This window comes from Amycolatopsis sp. lyj-346, assembly GCF_046548975.1.
Lineage (GTDB): Bacteria > Actinomycetota > Actinomycetes > Mycobacteriales > Pseudonocardiaceae > Amycolatopsis.
Genome location: NZ_JAJPWT010000013.1, coordinates 168,069 through 184,122 on the forward strand (window position 1 = coordinate 168,069; position 16,054 = coordinate 184,122).

At 71.6% G+C, this 16,054-nt stretch carries 19 protein-coding genes; 9 read left to right on the top strand and 10 right to left on the bottom strand.

Annotated elements, in window-relative coordinates; genetic code table 11:
• Positions 1 to 14: 14 nt before the first annotated feature.
• From ACLJQE_RS32305 to ACLJQE_RS32320, 4 genes are all read right to left on the bottom strand, one after another.
• Positions 15 to 452 carry an ATP-binding protein gene (locus ACLJQE_RS32305; RefSeq protein ID WP_410643309.1) on the bottom strand — a complete coding sequence of 146 codons (438 nt, stop codon included), beginning with the start codon at positions 450 to 452 and terminating at the stop codon, positions 15 to 17.
• 93 nt (positions 453 to 545) lie between these two features.
• The gene (locus ACLJQE_RS32310) at positions 546 to 1,484 is read right to left on the bottom strand and encodes an anti-sigma factor RsbA family regulatory protein (protein ID WP_410643310.1); all 939 of its coding nucleotides are present in this window, start codon (positions 1,482 to 1,484) and stop codon (positions 546 to 548) included.
• On the bottom strand, positions 1,481 to 1,816 hold the full coding sequence (locus ACLJQE_RS32315; protein WP_410643311.1) for an STAS domain-containing protein: 336 nt from the start codon (positions 1,814 to 1,816) through the stop codon (positions 1,481 to 1,483). The genes ACLJQE_RS32310 and ACLJQE_RS32315 overlap by 4 nt, the downstream gene beginning before the upstream one ends.
• Positions 1,817 to 1,934: 118 nt before the next feature.
• Positions 1,935 to 2,621, bottom strand: coding sequence for an alpha/beta fold hydrolase (locus ACLJQE_RS32320; RefSeq protein ID WP_410643312.1), 687 nt, complete (start codon positions 2,619 to 2,621; stop codon positions 1,935 to 1,937).
• 97 nt (positions 2,622 to 2,718) lie between these two features.
• Here ACLJQE_RS32320 and ACLJQE_RS32325 point away from each other — a divergent pair, with 97 nt between their 5' ends.
• The gene (locus tag ACLJQE_RS32325) at positions 2,719 to 3,684 is read left to right on the top strand and encodes a helix-turn-helix transcriptional regulator (RefSeq protein WP_410643313.1); all 966 of its coding nucleotides are present in this window, start codon (positions 2,719 to 2,721) and stop codon (positions 3,682 to 3,684) included.
• Positions 3,685 to 3,880: 196 nt separating this feature from the next.
• On the opposite strand, the gene ACLJQE_RS32330 is transcribed toward ACLJQE_RS32325, so the two are convergent.
• Positions 3,881 to 4,069, bottom strand: coding sequence for a hypothetical protein (locus tag ACLJQE_RS32330; protein ID WP_410643314.1), 189 nt, complete (start codon positions 4,067 to 4,069; stop codon positions 3,881 to 3,883).
• On the bottom strand, positions 4,066 to 4,827 hold the full coding sequence (locus ACLJQE_RS32335) for a TetR/AcrR family transcriptional regulator (protein ID WP_410643315.1): 762 nt from the start codon (positions 4,825 to 4,827) through the stop codon (positions 4,066 to 4,068). The genes ACLJQE_RS32330 and ACLJQE_RS32335 overlap by 4 nt, the downstream gene beginning before the upstream one ends.
• 109 nt (positions 4,828 to 4,936) lie before the next feature.
• On the opposite strand from ACLJQE_RS32335, the gene ACLJQE_RS32340 reads away from it, so the two are divergent.
• Both ACLJQE_RS32340 and ACLJQE_RS32345 read left to right on the top strand, forming a co-directional pair.
• Positions 4,937 to 5,902: an ATP-binding cassette domain-containing protein gene (locus tag ACLJQE_RS32340; protein WP_410643316.1), complete on the top strand. Its 966-nt coding sequence runs from the start codon at positions 4,937 to 4,939 to the stop codon at positions 5,900 to 5,902.
• On the top strand, positions 5,895 to 6,677 hold the full coding sequence (locus ACLJQE_RS32345; protein WP_410643317.1) for an ABC transporter permease: 783 nt from the start codon (positions 5,895 to 5,897) through the stop codon (positions 6,675 to 6,677). The genes ACLJQE_RS32340 and ACLJQE_RS32345 overlap by 8 nt, the downstream gene beginning before the upstream one ends.
• An 880-nt stretch (positions 6,678 to 7,557) precedes the next feature.
• On the opposite strand, the gene ACLJQE_RS32350 is transcribed toward ACLJQE_RS32345, so the two are convergent.
• Positions 7,558 to 7,785 (bottom strand): isoamylase, encoded by a 228-nt coding sequence (locus ACLJQE_RS32350; RefSeq protein ID WP_410643318.1) that lies wholly within the window; start codon positions 7,783 to 7,785, stop codon positions 7,558 to 7,560.
• Positions 7,786 to 8,107: 322 nt separating this feature from the next.
• Here ACLJQE_RS32350 and ACLJQE_RS32355 point away from each other — a divergent pair, with 322 nt between their 5' ends.
• The 3 genes from ACLJQE_RS32355 to ACLJQE_RS32365 all read left to right on the top strand — a co-directional run bounded on the left by ACLJQE_RS32355 (position 8,108) and on the right by ACLJQE_RS32365 (position 11,043).
• Positions 8,108 to 8,929, top strand: coding sequence for a SigB/SigF/SigG family RNA polymerase sigma factor (locus ACLJQE_RS32355; RefSeq protein WP_410643319.1), 822 nt, complete (start codon positions 8,108 to 8,110; stop codon positions 8,927 to 8,929).
• 180 nt (positions 8,930 to 9,109) lie between these two features.
• Positions 9,110 to 10,438 carry a PepSY-associated TM helix domain-containing protein gene (locus ACLJQE_RS32360; RefSeq protein WP_410643320.1) on the top strand — a complete coding sequence of 443 codons (1,329 nt, stop codon included), beginning with the start codon at positions 9,110 to 9,112 and terminating at the stop codon, positions 10,436 to 10,438.
• On the top strand, positions 10,435 to 11,043 hold the full coding sequence (locus ACLJQE_RS32365; RefSeq protein ID WP_410643321.1) for a DUF5134 domain-containing protein: 609 nt from the start codon (positions 10,435 to 10,437) through the stop codon (positions 11,041 to 11,043). The genes ACLJQE_RS32360 and ACLJQE_RS32365 overlap by 4 nt, the downstream gene beginning before the upstream one ends.
• 2 nt (positions 11,044 to 11,045) lie before the next feature.
• Here the strand turns inward: ACLJQE_RS32365 and ACLJQE_RS32370 are convergent, their stop codons facing one another.
• From ACLJQE_RS32370 to ACLJQE_RS32380, 3 genes are all read right to left on the bottom strand, one after another.
• Positions 11,046 to 11,264 carry a hypothetical protein gene (locus ACLJQE_RS32370; protein ID WP_410643322.1) on the bottom strand — a complete coding sequence of 73 codons (219 nt, stop codon included), beginning with the start codon at positions 11,262 to 11,264 and terminating at the stop codon, positions 11,046 to 11,048.
• A 475-nt stretch (positions 11,265 to 11,739) separates the two neighbouring features.
• Positions 11,740 to 12,474 (bottom strand): zf-HC2 domain-containing protein, encoded by a 735-nt coding sequence (locus ACLJQE_RS32375; RefSeq protein ID WP_410643323.1) that lies wholly within the window; start codon positions 12,472 to 12,474, stop codon positions 11,740 to 11,742.
• A 160-nt stretch (positions 12,475 to 12,634) separates the two neighbouring features.
• A complete protein-coding gene (locus tag ACLJQE_RS32380; protein ID WP_410643324.1) occupies positions 12,635 to 13,231 on the bottom strand; it encodes a sigma-70 family RNA polymerase sigma factor in 597 nt (198 codons plus the stop codon).
• Between the two features lie 124 nt (positions 13,232 to 13,355).
• Here ACLJQE_RS32380 and ACLJQE_RS32385 point away from each other — a divergent pair, with 124 nt between their 5' ends.
• Genes ACLJQE_RS32385 through ACLJQE_RS32395 form a run of 3 tightly spaced genes read left to right on the top strand, consistent with a single transcriptional unit; the run spans position 13,356 to position 15,988 of the window.
• Positions 13,356 to 13,562, top strand: coding sequence for a heavy-metal-associated domain-containing protein (locus ACLJQE_RS32385; protein ID WP_410643325.1), 207 nt, complete (start codon positions 13,356 to 13,358; stop codon positions 13,560 to 13,562).
• A 15-nt stretch (positions 13,563 to 13,577) separates the two neighbouring features.
• The gene (locus ACLJQE_RS32390; protein WP_410643383.1) at positions 13,578 to 13,730 is read left to right on the top strand and encodes a hypothetical protein; all 153 of its coding nucleotides are present in this window, start codon (positions 13,578 to 13,580) and stop codon (positions 13,728 to 13,730) included.
• 20 nt (positions 13,731 to 13,750) lie between these two features.
• Positions 13,751 to 15,988 carry a heavy metal translocating P-type ATPase gene (locus ACLJQE_RS32395; RefSeq protein WP_410643382.1) on the top strand — a complete coding sequence of 746 codons (2,238 nt, stop codon included), beginning with the start codon at positions 13,751 to 13,753 and terminating at the stop codon, positions 15,986 to 15,988.
• Positions 15,989 to 16,054 lie beyond the last annotated feature (66 nt).

A 16,054-nucleotide genomic window follows, 5' to 3' on the forward strand; every position in this document is an offset into this window, starting at 1 on the left:
TGAACCGATCGTGGTCAGGGGCAGGGTGCGCGGGTCCGGCTGCCGCAGGAGAGCCGTGCCCAGACTGTCTTGCCGTCGGCGTCCGGGTTGTCGTGGACGCTCCAGGTGTCGGCGAGCTGGTGGATCAGGGACATGCCGTACCCGGAGGCGTTGCGGGGGTCCGATCCCGAGGCGGGAGGGACTGGATGCGCGGGTGAGAGGTCGTCGACTTCGACGACGACGCGGCACGGCGTGGTCAGCGCGGTGATGCGGGCGCGGACCGGTCCGCCGCCGTGGACGTAGGCGTTGGCGGCCAGTTCGTCGATCACCAGCAGCACGTCGCTGAGGTGCTCGGCGCCGAGGTGGGGCAGGGCCCGCGCCGCCCATCGGCGGATCCGGGCCAGGGCGGCGGGATCGGTGCCGCGCAGGTCGATGATCCAGGGCGCGGCACCGCCGACGTGGTCACCGCGCACCGGGCGGGTTCTCCGTGACCGTGCTCATCGATCCGGCGCATCCCGCGAGCCACCGCACGAGCGGCTCGCCCGCCGTGGCGCCTTTGCCGGCGGTCATTGCCGGAAGTGGACGCGGATGGTGGTCTCGCCGGTGCCGGTGTGGAGGCGGACCAGATCGGCCATGTGGTTGACCAGCAGCAAGCCGCGGTTGCGGTGTTCCTCCGGTGCGATCGGGTGCCGGCCGGCCAGCGGGTCGGTCAAGGTGCCGCGGTCGCGGACCTGGCACACGAGGTGCCCGTCGGCTGTCCAGATCCGCAGCGTGCCGGTGCCGCCGCCGTGGTCGATGCTGTTGGTGACCAGCTCGGTGACGACCAGCTCCACGTCGGCGGCCTGGTCCGGTGACAAGCCTGCCTGGTGGGCGTGGGTGCGGGCGAGGTGCCGGGCCTGGGCGAGATTGGTGGCGTCGACGACGAGGTCGGTGGCGTCGGCGGGTTCGGGCAGCGGCTGGTTGTAGCCGGCGATGATCGCTTCGGGGTCGTACGCGGTGCTGGAGTGCCGGCCGGTGTCGTCGATGAGCAGCGGGTGGGTGACTTCGGCGTCGGCCAGTACGGCCGGTGTCAGGTTCTGGGTGTCGTACGGGCAGAGGATGGTGACGTCCCGGCCGGTGAAGGCCAGGTTGATCAGGGCTTCGTGCTGGACGCAGGCGGGGTATTCGTGGGCGCTGCGGCTCGGCCAGATGGGTTCGCCGATGATGCGGACGTGCCGGTCGGGGTGGGTGTCGGCGAAGGCGCGCAGCACGCCGGGGATGATCCGGCCCGGGTTGCGTCCGGCGATGCCCATGTCCATCAGGGTGACCTGGTCGGCGTCGGCGCCGAGTTCGGCGCGCAGCAGGGCGAGGTTGGCTTCGGGGACCGACACGGCGACCGGTTCGCCCGCGGCGAGTCCGGACCGGATGAACGGGACGGTGCCGGCGAGGTACTCGTCGGCGTCCCGGTAGAAGAGGGCCGGATGGACGAACGGCTCGTGACCGCGTGTCTCGACGGGCGTGCTCATGACAGTTCCAGTTCTTCGATCACGATGTTCATCGGCTCTGCCGGGTACAGCAGGGTCAGCATCCGGCGCAGGATCGCCGGTGGGCGGCTGAGGGTGAGCGGTGCCGGGCCGGGCCGGTGACGTGCGGCCTCGACCAGCATGGCCGTGCCACGGGCATCGATGAACGCCAGCCGGGACAACTCCAGCAGGGCGGGCGCCGCGTTGGCCGTCGCCGACTCCAGAGCACGCTGCCAGATGTCGCGGGTGCTCAGGTCGACGTCGCCGATGACCTGCACCCCACGCCGTCCTGGGAGCTGGAGCAGCTGCAACTGGCTGCGATGGGAATCAGTCACGCCCGCAGTTTACGGCGGGGTGGCCGGCAACAGCAGCCGAACGTGAGATGCGGTGCCTTCCTTCCCGCCGCGGTCGCGCTTGCGGCGCGGTAGGCGGGCGTGCCGGTCGAACGTGCGGTCAGGCCGGACCAGCCGCCGCCGCGAGCAGCCGGGCGAGCTCGGCCGGCCTGGTGTGGGTGGGCCAGTGGCCGGAGTCGATGTCGACGAGGTCGAGGTGCTCGACCTGCGCGAGTTCGGGGAGGTCGCCGGCGCTGATCCACTCCTTGACCTGCGCGGGGGTGAACTCGGGGCACACGACCACGACCGGCACGTCGAAGCGTCGGTTGTCGGTCAGCCGCACGGTGCCGGTGGCCACGCCCTGCGGAACGGGGATCGCGGCGGCGGCGAAGGCGCGCCTGGCCTGCTCGTCGAGGTCGACCGAGTCGGGCCCTTCGAACGGGTCCCAGCCGGGGAACGGCATGACGCCGTCCCGCAGCTCGAAGAAGTCGGCGTAAGGCCTCCCGTCGGCAGCCGGGAAGCCGCCGATGAGGACCACCTTGGAGATCTTGTCCGGCCGCGCGTCCGCGGCCAGCCAGGCCAGGGTGGCCGCGGCCGAGTGCCCGACCACCACGGGCCTGCCGGAGGCTGCGTCCACGGCGGCGAGCACGGCCGCCACCTGGTCGTCGAGGGTGGCGGAGGTGGACCCGTCACCCTGGCCGGGCAGGTTCAGCGGCACGGGGCGATGGCCGCGCGATCGGAGCGCGGCCGCTACGCCGGCCCAGGCGGATCCGTCGAGCCACAGCCCGGCGATGAGCAGGATGTCCATGATCAGCTCTCTTTCTCCCGTGCGGTGGGGTATCACGCTAGAACCAATTCCGGACAATCTGCTTCCGGCTCGTGGTGCGATCGCCTAGCCTGCCCGGGTGCCGAGTGATCTCAGCCCCACCGCCCGGGCACTGCGCGCCCTGGAGATCCTCCAGGCGCGCCCCGGTGCGACGGCCGGCCAGCTCGCCGAAAAACTGGGTGTCACGGAGCGCGCCGCCCGCCGCTACGTCGGGATCCTCCGGGAGGCAGGCATCCAGGTGGAGTCGGCCCGGGGCCCGCACGGCGGGTACCGGCTCCGGCGCGGAACGAGGCTGCCGCCGATCGTGTTCACCCAGGCCGAGGCGTTGGGCCTGGTCATGGCGGTGCTCGACGGCCAGCCGGCCGCCACCGAGGCCGACGACCCGGTCGGCGCTGCCCTCGGCAAGGTCGTCCAGGCGCTGCCCGAGAACGTCGGCCGGCAGGCAGCCGTCCTGCGCGAGCACGCCAAGGCCGCACCCGACCGGCACTCGGCCCGCCCGGATCCCGCCACCACCAGCGCACTCGTCGCCGCCGTCGCGGCCAGGCGCCGGGTGCTGATCACCTACCGCAGCGAGACCGGCAACGAGTGGGAGGCCGAGGTGGACCCGTGGGCGGTCGTGGTTCGCCACGGGCGCTGGTACTTGCTGTGCCATTCCCATCGCTCGAACGCGATCCGCACCTACCGGGTCGACCGGGTTCGCGCGGCCGGGCAGACCGCGCACGAGTTCGAGCCGCCCGAGGACCTCGACCCGGTCGCGGCGCTGGAGGAGAACCTGGGCACGGGATGGGCGTTCCCCACCCGCGTCGTGTTCGACGCCCCGCTGACCGAGGTGGCGCCCTGGATCCGGCCGCCCATGGGACGGCTTCAACCGTCGGAGGACGGATGCGTGCTCGTCGGCAGCACCAGCAATCCGGCGATGTACGCGCAGGAGTGGTTGGCGACCGTGCCGTTCGCCTTCCGTGTCCAGGGCGGAGACGAGCTGCGTGCGGCGGTCGCGGCGGTCGCGACGCGCTTCGCCGCAGCGTTGGTGCCGCAGGACGGATAGCGGCACGGCAGGATGCGGACAGGCGCCGTCGCGGCCGGGACCGGCTGCCACCCATGGTGCATGCGCTGCAAACTCCCCGCCCTCGCCGTGGTTTTCCTGTGCGTGACCGGGTGTGGCAGTGCCTCGGTGGCCCAGGCGCCGCCCGCGACCACTACCGCGGTCTCGCCCACGCCCACGCTCACGCCGACAACGACGGCTACGCCCACGCCACCGCACCGGCCCGGCCGGCCAACCTGAGACGGGCTTTCGTGGTCTGGATGGTGATCGGCGTGCTGACGGCTCCGGCGATCATCGGCATCATCATCGTGCCGACGGCCTTCAACCTCCGCAAGGGCTTCCCCGGCTCCTTCGCGCCGGGGCTCCGATCGCCGTCATCCGTGGTCACGCCTGGCGATCGACGAGTGTTTCGATGCCGTCGAGGACCCGCTCGAGCCCGAACCGGAAGTCGTAGTCGAGGCCGTCGAACTCCTCGTCGTCGTCGAACGTGCCCGCGTCGACCACCGCGTGCAACGCGGGGAATTCCGCGCGCGTGGTCAGCTTCTTGATCAACTCGCCGTACTGCGGCATGACGCGCGCCGTCGTCGGGTCTCCCGACTCGAACGCCGCCGTGATGTCGCTGCTGAGCATGGCGAAGCTGCGGGTGAAGCTGGTGACGAGCAGGACGGCCGACAGCTTGTCCTGCTCCGCCAGTCCGGTGCCGCCGAGCGTCTGCAGCCCCCACTCGACGAACCGCAGCTGGTTGGGCATGATCGGCGCGCCGGTGATCGGGATGCGCAGAACCCACGGGAACCGGCGGTAGGCGGCGAGCTCGATCTCGGCCCACCGCTCGAGCCGCGCGCGCCAGGTGCCTTCGGTGGGCTGGGCGATGTCGAGCCGGCCGAACGCGCCGTCGATCATGAGTGCGAGCAGCTCGTCCTTGGCGGCGACGTAGCGGTAGAGCGACATGGCCGAGGCGCCGAGCTCTCTCGCGACCCGGCCCATGGAGACCCCGCCGATGCCCTCGGCGTCGGCGACGTCGATCGCCGCCTCGACGATCTGTTCGAGCGACAACCCGCGCTTGGGGCCCTTGGCCGGCCGGTCGCGCACGCCCCAGACCATCTCGAAGCTCGCCGGGAGCCCGGTCTCCGTGTCTTCGCCGCTCATCATCCCGACCTCGTCTCAGGGACATCCCTGATTCACTGTTTACGTCTTACGCAGTAGAGTTTATCTTGTACGCAATAAGCCCGCCGTCCGCGAACTCCCAGGGGGAACCATGCCCGGCGAACCAGCGATCGAGGCTACCGGCCTCACGAAGTCCTACGGATCGGTGCCGGTGCTCACCGGTATCGACCTGCGCGTGCCGCCGGGCAGCGTGTTCTCGCTCCTCGGCCCGAACGGCGCCGGCAAGACCACGACCGTGCGCATCCTGACCACTTTGACCAGCCCCGACGCCGGCTCGGCCCGGGTCGCGGGCCACGATGTCGTGCGTGACCGCGGGCTGGTGCGCCGCAGCATCAGTCTCACCGGCCAGGACACCGCGCTCGACGAGCTGCAGACCGGTGCGGAGAACCTGGTGATGATGGGCAGGTTGGGCGGCCTTTCCCGGCGTTCGGCCACCCTCCGGGCCGCCGAACTGCTGGAGCGGTTCGACCTCGGCGAGGCGGGTGCGCGCCGCATCGGCACCTACTCCGGTGGTATGCGCAGGCGCCTCGACCTGGCCGCGAGCCTGATCGTGCGGCCGGCGGTGCTCTTCCTCGACGAGCCGACCACCGGCCTCGACCCGCGCAGCCGGGCGGCGATGTGGACGGTGATCACCGACCTCGCCCGCTCCGGCGTGACGGTCTTCCTCACGACGCAGTACCTGGAGGAGGCCGACAAACTGGCCGACCGGATCGCGCTCGTCGACGGCGGCCGGATCGTCGCGGAGGGCACCACGACACAGCTCAAGCAACAGGTGTCGGGCCACCGGCTCGACCTGACGCTCACCGACCGGGCCGCGTTCGACGCGCTCGCTGCCCACCTGCGCGACCGGGCGGTGCTGCGCGACCCCGCCCGGCTCTCGCTGTCGGTCGCCACCGACGGCACCGCCGGCCACATCCGCGCGCTGCTCGACACGCTCGATCCGGCTCGTACCGCGGTGACGCGGTTCGCCGTGCACTCCGCGACCCTCGACGACGTGTTCCTGGCGTTGACCGGGCACGCGACCACCACCCACGACAAGGAGCGAGCCGGTGTCTGATACTTCCTTCGCCGCTCGTCCCGCGTCGCCGCTGGGCGACCTCGGCGTGATGGTCCGCCGCGCGACCACGTTGACGATCCGCAACGGTGACGCGCTGATCACGTCGCTCGCCCTGCCGATCATGCTGATGCTGCTGTTCGTCTACCTGTTCGGTGGCGCGATCCAGACCGGCACCGCGTACGTGACGTATGTCGTGCCCGGCGTGATCATGCTGTGCGCGTCGTTCGGAGCCTCGCTCACCGCGGTGGCCGTCACGAACGACATGACCAACGGGATCATGGACCGGTTCCGGTCGATGGACGTGCGTGGCGCGTCCGTGCTCGGCGGGCACGTCGCCGCGAGCACCGTGCGCAACCTGGTGTCGACCGTGCTGGTGCTCGGGGTCGCGTTCCTGATCGGCTTCCGGCCATCGGCGTCCTTCGTGGACTGGCTGGCGGCCGCCGGTCTGCTGGTGGCCGCGATCCTGGCGTTGTCGTGGGCGTCCGCGGCGGTCGGCCTGCTGGCGAAGACCCCGGAGGCGGCGAGCGGGTTCACGTTCTTCGTGATGTTCCTGCCGTACCCGAGCAGCGCGTTCGTGCCGGTGGAAACGATGCCGGCGTGGATCCACGGGTTCGCGGACAACCAGCCGTTCACGCCGCTGATCGAGGCACTGCGCGGCTTCCTGCTCGGCACCCCGGTCGGCACCAGCGCATGGGTCGCGCTTGCGTGGTGCGCCGGCCTCCTCGCGCTGTCGGTCGCGGCGACGGGCCGCCTGTTCAAACGCCGGACGGCATGAGGCGAAGCTGCCGGGGCAGGGGCCGCCGGGTGGGCGGCAGGAACCGGACAGGCCCCGCTGCTACCGGGGGAACGGCTGCTACCAATGGTGCATGCGCCGAAACCGCACCGCTCTCGCCGTGCTTTCCCTTGTCCTGACCGGGTGCGGCGACGGGACGCAGCGACTACGCCGCCTGTGCCGACGGAACGTGCGAAGTACTCGTGAGCGGCCCGGTGGACATTCCGCTGACCGGCCAAGGCGGCCTGCGCCGGATCTCCATCTCGGCAGTGACCGCGGAGGGGATCGGCTTCGCCACCGACGGCGGCGGCACCGGCAACCTGACACCCGGTTGTGTCACGACCCTCTACGAAAACGGCAGCGGGTCCCGCTGCAGCAGTGGTGAACCGGAGAAGCCCGGCCGGTGGACGGGGTGCTCGCCGTGCAGGTCGCCGATCTGCGGGCCGGCACCGCAGTCCTCCGGCTCGTGTCGGGGAAGGCCGGCCCGCCGCCCGCCAACAGAGCCAGCAGCTGGAAGCCCGGAATGAACGCTACAAAAAACAAGAGAAAGAATTCCTCGCCGAGGGCAAGGACCTCTTCGGGAACACGATCCCGGCTGGAATCAGTGCCCGTAACCTCCGGCAGAACTCCCGGTACTCGCCGTTCACCCCTGATGGGCGGTTGACCAAATCAGCTGTCAGGGACGCGTTCCCCGTCCGGGAAGGCAACGTGCTCGGCACTCCTCACCTGCGGGAGGTGTTCGCGCGGTCGGGTGGGATTTCGCCGTGGGACAAGTACTCGACGCGGACTACGACCAGGACTACAAGGTCGTCATGAACCGGAGGATCCAGGATTAGCGGGCCCCGGCTCCTCGCCACAGCACTGCTCGACCTGGCGCCGGCGTCTACGCCGGTGTGTCGTTGACGCGGTCGAGCGCGTCCGGGTTGTCGGGGTCGTCGAACCAGTGGCCGTTCTCGCCGAGGTAGCGGAACCGGACGGCGACTCCGGCGGCGACCTCGACGGTGGCGGAGCGGCGTCCGGTCGTGCGGGGATGGAGGTGATGCCGGCCGGGAGTCCAGTTGTTGAACGAGCCCACCACGCTGACCCGGCCGGGCGGTTCGTCGGCAGGCAAGCTGAAGATGATGCGTTTCGCGCCGTTTCCGTCACGGCCCTGGCAAATCTTGATCACTCGGCGGTAGCCTCTCGGTGTGTCCATGGGAGACCGGGCGCTCGGCGCTGAGCGCGTCCATGATGCCATTCACGCGTCCCGAATCGCGCCCTTGTCGACGCGGTGATCACCCGATTGATAATCCGTGGTACCAGCGGTCACCGACCCCTCGGCGAGTCCGCTGTCGATCTCGGTAAACGTGTTCTCGGCACCCTCCGGAGCCGTAATCCTCGGCGCGAGACCAGCCGATCGTGTGGTTTCGGCAGAAGTTGGGTACCAACGCCGCATGGCTGTCAGAGCGCCCGACCGAAACCCGTCCGCCGAGACGTCTGCTGTCCCGTCCCCGCACCGGTCGAACGACTACGCCCACTGCCTCCCGCTGTTCGCCGAACAGAGCCGGCTGGCCGATGAGGACTTCCGGCGCAGTGAACTCCGACGGCAGCTGATCACCGAGCACCTGCCGCTGGCCGAAAACATCGCGCGGCGCTTCAGCGGCCGCGGCGAGCCCTTCGACGACCTGCTGCAGATCGCGCGGACCGGCCTGATCCACGCCGTGGACCGCTACGATCCCGAGCGGGGTGCCGACTTCCTCTCGTTCGCCGTGCCGACCATCATGGGCGAAGTTCGCCGCTACTTCCGCGACACCGGCTGGTCGATGCGGGTGCCCCGCGCCTTGAAGGAGCTGAAGCTGAAGCTCGGGCAGGCCGGCGACACCCTGGCCCACGATCTCGGGCGCGCGCCCACTCCGAGCGAACTCGCCACCCACCTGGACATGGACGTCGAACTCGTCCGCGAGGGGCTGCTCGCCGCACAGGCCTACCGCGCGACCTCGATCGACGCCCCCGCCCGCGGCGCCGAAGGCACGGCCACGATCGCCGACCGGCTCGTCGTCGACGACTCCGGGTTCGCCAGTTTCGACAACCGCATCGCGCTGCAGGCCGCGATGGCCAAGGTGCCGCCCCGCGAGCGGGCCATCATCAAGATGCGGTTCTTCGACGACCTCTCCCAAAGCCAGATCGCCGAACGGATCGGGGTGTCCCAGATGCAGATTTCCCGGCTGCTGGCCAGGACCCTCGAACAGCTCCGCGGGCACATCACCGCCGAGTGATCCGATCCGCTGATCGGCGGAAGATCACGTTCGCCGGCACTCCGTCACGTGGAGCCGGGCATGGCGCCGTACCGGAAGGCGACCGCGGGTCGCGCCGGGTGAGCTGCGTCACCGCAGTTGCCGGGAACTGGAGGTGGCCGGTGCCCGACTGTTGCTGGCGAGGCAGGCGAAAGGAGCTCGATGTCCGTCGACCAGAGCGAAGAGCACCCGGCCGAGGCGCCGGCGCAGCCCCGGGTCACCTGGGCCGCGGTGCGCCCGTTGTTGGTACGCCTGCATTTCTACGCCGGGGTGTTCGTCGGCCCCTTCCTCCTCGTCGCCGCCGTGACCGGGCTGGCCTACGTCTGGACCCCGCAGCTCGAGCAGGCGGCCCACGACCGCGAACTGCACGTCCCGGCCGCGCCGGGCTTCGTCTCGCTGGACCAGCAGACCGCGATCGCGAAGGCCGCGGTCCCGGACGGAACCGTCACGGGCGTCCGCCCGGGGCCGGCGCCGACCGACACGACCCAGGTCATCTTCGACCGGCCCGGCCTCGAACCCAGCTACCACCACACCGTGTTCGTCGATCCGCACACCGGCGAGATCCGCGGACAGCTGGAGACCTACGGCTCGAGCCAGGCGATGCCGGTGCGCGGGTGGATCGACACCCTGCACGGCAACCTGCAGCTCGGCGATTTCGGCCGCTTGTACAGCGAACTCGCGGCGAGCTGGTTGTGGGTGGTCGTGCTGGCCGGGATCGCGCTGTGGATCGGCGGCCGGAAGCGGCAAGCGTCGCGCAGTGCGCGTGGCCGGCTGCTGTCGTGGCATCGCACGACCGGCCTGGTGATCGCGGCGGGACTGCTGTTCCTGTCCGCGACCGGGCTCACGTGGTCCGAGCACGCGGGCGCGAGCGTCGGTGAGCTGCGGGCGGAGCTGGACTGGACGACGCCGTCGGTGTCGTCCGCGTTGCCGGCCGCGGCACCTCAGGGCGACGTCGGGCTCGACGCGGTCCGGGCGGCGACGTTGCAGGCCGGTCTGCCGGGCCCGGTGGAGATCCGCCCGCCCGCCGAGCCCGGCAAGGCCTACGTGGTGGCGCAGGTCGGCCGGAGCTGGCCGACGAAGGCGGACTCGATGGCCGTCGACCCGGCCACGGCGCAGATCACCGACACGCTCCGGTTCGCCGACTACTCCCTGGCGGCGAAGCTGAGCCGGTGGGGCATCGACGCGCACATGGGCCTGTTGTTCGGCCTCGCCAACCAGATCGTGCTCACCGCGCTGGCGGTCGCGCTGGTGTGCGTGATCGTCTGGGGCTACCGGATGTGGTGGCTGCGCCGGCCGACCCGCGGCGAAGGCCGTGTCGGACGGCCACCCGCGCGTGGAGCGTGGCGGCGGGTTCCCGGCCGGGTGCTCGCTCCGGTCCTGGTGGTCACGGCCGTGGTGGGCTACTACCTGCCGGTGTTCGGGTTGTCTCTGCTGGCCTTCCTGGTCGTGGACCTGATCGTCGGCGTCCGTCGGCAGGAGGTCCAGGCGTGATCGAGGCGACCGGGTTGCGCTGGATCCTCACGGCCGTGTTCGCGGCGGCCGGCGCGTTCTGCCTCTACCGCTGTGTCCGGCGGGGACCGGTGACCAGCCGGATCGCCGACGTGCTGCACGCGGTGATGTGCGCGGCGATGGCCGCCATGGCCTGGCCGGCGACGATGAGCGTCGCCCGGGTGCCGCAGCTGGTGCTGTTCGGACTCGCCGCGGGGTGGTTCGCCGTCGTCGCGGTGCGGGGTGGCGCGGTGCACGACGGGCACGAGGGCCGGTGGCAGTCCGGCTACCACGCCGTGATGATGGCCGCGATGGCGTGGATGGTGTTCGCCATGCCCCGAGCCATGGTGGGCGGCTCGGGGACGACGGACGTGTCCGGGCACCACGGCGGTTCCGCGGCCATGACGTCGACGGCCGGCAGCGCGCCGGTCGACGTGCTGATCGTCGCACTGGTGCTCGCGGCGGTGTTCTGCCTGGCCGGGATCGCGTTCCTGGCCAGGGCGATCGACGGCGCGCGCGTCGCCCGGCCGTCCGTGCGGACGACCGGGTGGGGTGCCGACGGCCTGATGGGCCTCGGCACCACCCTGATGCTGCTGGCGATGCTGTGAGCTCAGGCCGTCGTGAGGAGCTGGTCGAGCACGCCGGTCTTGATGTCGGCGACCAGGACTTCCAGCTGCTCGACGCTCATTTCGATCTTCTGACCGAAGTCGTCGGTGATGACGATCCGGCGCTCCGCCGGAGCGTCCTCGGCCACGTACAGCTCGGGACAGCCGCAGTTGCACTGCCCGCAGAACGTCGCGACGTGACGCAAGGAGGGGTTCGCGGTCATGGTTGTTCTCCTCGGCTCGTGAGGGCACTTCGGTCACTGCCACCGGCCCAGTAGTCGGACGCGGGTCCGGGCTGGTTCCCGCGTCCCTCGAAATGGTGACGGCGGCCCGCGTGCAGGGCCGGGGGACGGGCGTGCGTGTTCTCGGCCGCGGTCACGCGCTGTCGCTGCGGTTCCCGTCCTGGGAGCTGCTGTGTCTCGTGCTGGCGACACCGGTCGTGTTCTGGGCGGCGGCGCCGTTCCACCGGACGGCGTGGCGCAACCTGCGGCACGGATCGTCCAGTATGGACAGTCTGGTTTCGCTCGGGGTGTTCGCCGGCTACGGCTGGTCGGCGTGCCGCTCATCGCGGGTGCAGCGATGTCGCTGTCCTCCGTGCTGGTCGTCTCCAACAGCCTGCGACTGCGCGGCTTCGCCAGTATCGATCCCGCCGTCGGCGAGGAAGCCGATCCCGGGCGCTGACCCGGTTGCCGTGGTGGATCAGGCTGCGCGGCGGCTCGCCGGGAGGTGCGGGAACCGGCGCCGCCGGCCGCGTTCGCCTCGGACCGGGGCCGGGCCGGGCAGCTGGACGTCGTCGTGGGTGGTGGTTTCTCCGCGTGCGCCCGTACTCGGCACGGGTGTCCGGCGGTGCCGGCGCCGGACGGCGTACAGCAGCCCGACCCCGGCCACGACCAGCCCGTGCGAGAGCACCCGGGCCACGGTCACCCGGCCGTCGGCGAGGTCGATGCCCGACGTCACGCCGAGGACCACGACGAAGCCGGTCAGCGCCGGCAGCAGCCCGGCGGCGGTCGCGGGCCGCACCGCCGCCCACAGCAGGCCGAGCCCGACCGCGAGGTTCCAGGCCGCGCTCTCGTTGCCCAGGTGCACGGCCACGGTCACCATGCCGCCGTGCCCGGCGTGGCCCAAGCCGGTGCCCAGCAGCTCGGCGAGCCCGAGCCCGCACTGGACGAGCGCGACCAGCGCGAGGGCGATCCGCAGTCCCCGGCGCTGCCCCGACGGCGGTGCCGGGACCTCGGTGAGGATGCGCTCGGTCAGGTCCGGCACCGCGGGTGCTTCGCGCACCATCATCAGGCGCCGGAGCCGAACCACGTGGTCCTGCCAGGCCTGGCAGTCCGGGCAGCCGGTCAGGTGCCGATCGACGACCGGATCCGGCAGCGGACCCGTTTCACCGTCGATCCTCGCCGAGAGCGCTTCACGGAAGTCGGAGCAGTTCACCCCTACATAGTCGCGCGGTTGCCGGGCCGGGTTCCCGGCGGTGTGGGTTACGGTGCCGTCTGCCCGGCCGGCACCGTGCGCTCACGCGTCGCCGCGCCCGCGATCAGCGCGGCAACGCGATCCGAAATGGTCCACACCGGACATCGACGGGGCCGGATGGTCAGCCGACGGCCGGATACCCGGGCCGGGCACCGGCCATCGCCGTCAGGAGGTCCTCCCGCGCGCGGGAGACCCGGGAGCGGATCGTGCCGACCGGACAGCCGCAGACCTGCGCGGCATCCACATAGGACAGTCCGAGCGTCTGGGTGAGCACGAACGCGTCGCGCCGGTCCGGTTCGAGGGCGCGGACCAGCTGGTCGAGGACGACCTGCTCGTCGATCCGCTCCGCACCGGCGGGCTCGGCCCGTTCGGCCGCGGCTTCCCAGTCGGTCACCGAGGCCCGTCGCGGGCGGACCTGCAGGGCACGGATGTGGTCGGCGACCGTGCGCCGGGCGATCGACAGCAACCAGGTCCGGGCCGACGAGTCGCCCTTGAACTTCGGCAGGCTGCGCAGCGCCCGCAGGTAGGTCTCCTGGCTCAGGTCGTCCGCGGACTGCGGGTCGCTGAGCCCGGCGACGAACCGCCAGACGTGGGGCTGGGTGGCACGGAGGAACCGCTCGAGGGCAGCGCGATCACCGCGGCCGGCGAGCAGCGCCCATCGGGTGATCTCGGCATCGTCCGCGCGTTCGGGGCTCACACTCGCTACTACGTCGCTCACGCCGATCCGGTTGAAAACGATCTTGGAAAGCCGGCGGGAACCAGCCGGGCCGCGCAGCCGACCTTGTCACCGCAAGGCCACTGCTTCGGCACGACACGGCCCCAGGCCGGGAAGGTGGACGACGATGACCCAGACGACCTACGCGGTGACCGGGATGACCTGCGGGCACTGCGCCAGTTCGGTCCGCGAGGAGCTCGGCGAGCTGCCCGGCGTCCGCCAGGTCGAGGTCGACCTCGGCACCGGCAACGTCCTGGTCACCAGCGAGACCGCCCTCGAATTCGGCCGGGTCGAGCAGGCGATCCGGGTCGCCGGCTACCAGCTCGTCCGATGACCACCGGAGGTCGTCATGCCGGCTCCACGCAGGGTCACCGCGTTCGCGGCGGTGCTGGGACTGGTGTTCGGCCTGGCGTGGCTGGTCGGCAGCTTCGCCGGCCCGACCCCGTCACCGCCCCGATCCGGGCCGTCGATCCCGGCCGGCTCGACGGCCGGGATGCGGTAGCCGCGCCGGCCGGTCCGGGGATCGAGCTGGCGATCGGCGGCATGACCTGCGGGTCGTGCGCGGCCCGCATCGAGCGCAAGCTCAACCGGCTCGACGGGGTCGAGGCCAGCGTCAACTACGCGACGGAGAAGGCGCTGGTGCACGTGCCGGCGACGATGACCGTCGACGACGTCATCGGCGCCATCGAGGCGGCCGGCTACACCGCCGCGCCACCCGCCCCGCTCGAGCCCGAAGAAAGCGTTTCCGCGTCGCCGCCGGCCGATGCCCTGCGCCGCCGCCTGCAGCTGTCGGCGCTGCTCGGGGCACCGGTGATCCTGCTGGCGATGGTGCCGGTGCTGCAGTTCCCCGCCTGGCAGTGGGTCTCCCTCGCCCTGGCCACCCCGGTGGTGGCTTGGGGTGCGTGGCCGCTGCACCGCGCTGCCTGGACCAACCTCCGCCACGCCACCGCAACCATGGACACCCTGGTTTCGATGGGCGTGGCCGCGGCCTACCTCTGGTCGCTCTACGCCCTGTTCCTCGGCGGGGCCGGCGTCATCGGCGTCCGGCACGAATTCGAGCTCACCCTCTACGCCGACCACGACGTCGACGGCATCTACTTCGAGGTCGCCACCGGCGTCACGCTCTTCATCCTGGCCGGCCGGTACTTCGAGTCCCGGTCCCGCCGCCGCGCCGGCGCGGCGTTGCGGGCACTGCTCGACCTCGGCGCCAAGTCCGTCGCCGTCCTGCGCGACGGCCGCGAAGAGCGCGTCCCGATCGAGCGGCTGCGGGTCGGCGAGGAGTTCGTGGTCCGGCCGGGCGAGAAGATCGCCACCGACGGCGTGGTCGTCGACGGCACTTCCGCGGTCGACCTCAGCCTGGTCACCGGGGAAGCCGTCCCGGTCGAGGTCGCCGCCGGCGCCGAGGTCGTCGGCGCGACCGTCAGCATGAGCGGACGGCTCGTCGTGCGGGCGGCCCGCGTCGGCGCCGAGACGCGGCTCGCCCGCATCGCCGCCATGGTCGAACGCGCCCAGAGCGGCAAGGCCGACGTCCAGCGGCTCGCCGACCGGGTGTCCGCCGTGTTCGTGCCCATCGTGATCGGCCTTTCGCTGGCGACCCTGCTGTTCTGGCTCGTCACCGGGGCCGGGACCGGGGTGGCGTTCACCGCCGCGGTGGCCGTGCTGATCATCGCCTGCCCGTGCGCGCTCGGCCTGGCCACGCCCACCGCCCTGCTCGTCGGCACCGGCCGCGGCGCCCAGCTCGGCGTGCTGGTCAAGGGACCGGAGATGCTCGAGTCGACGCGGCGCGTCGACACCGTCGTGCTCGACAAGACCGGCACCGTGACCACCGGGAAAATGACCCTCGCCGGGGTCAAGACCGTCGACGGCGTCCCGGCCGGCCTGGCGCTGCAGCTGGCGGGCGCTCTGGAGAGTGCGTCCGAACACCCGATCGCCGCCGCGGTCACCGACGCGGCGGTCCGCCGGTTCGGCGAAGTCGGGCAGGTCCGCGAATTCCGGGCCGTCGCCGGGTACGGCGTGCTCGGCCGGGTCGACGGCCACCGCGTCGTCGTCGGCCGCCCCGAACTCCTGCACCGGCTCTCGGTCGCGGTCCCGCCGACCCTCCTCAAGGTCAAGCAGCAGGCCGAACGGGCCGGCAACACCGCGGTGCTCCTCGCCTGGGACGGGTACGCCCACGCCGTCCTCGTGGTCGCCGACACCGTCAAGCCGACCTCGGCACCCGCCGTGTTCCAGCTGCGCCGGCTCGGTCTCACCCCGGTTCTGCTCACCGGGGACAACGAAGCCGTCGCCCAGGCGATCGCGCGGGAAGCCGGGATCACCGAGGTGATCGCCGGCGTCTCACCGGAACAGAAGGTCGAGGTGATCGCCGATCTGAAGGCGCAAGGCCGGGTGGTCGCGATGATCGGGGACGGCGTCAACGATGCCGCCGCCCTCGCCACCGCCGATCTCGGCCTGGCCATCGGCACCGGCACCGACGCGGCCATCGAAGCCGCGGACCTCACCCTGGTCCGCGGGGACCTGATGGCCGCCGTCGACGCGATCCGGCTCTCCCGCCGGACCTTGTCGACGATCAAGGCCAACCTGTTCTGGGCGCTGGCCTACAACGTGGCCGCGTTGCCGCTGGCGGCCGCCGGCCTGCTCAACCCGATGATCGCGGGCGCCGCCATGGCCGCGTCCAGCTGCCTCGTCGTCTCCAACAGCCTGCGGCTGACCCGCTTCCGCGGCACCACCGCACAACCGCTCCAGCTCGAACCACGCCCGTGACACCGGCGGCGGGCGCGGCTGTTCGCCGCCGCAAGCCACGGTCAGTGCCATTTCAGCTGCTGCACA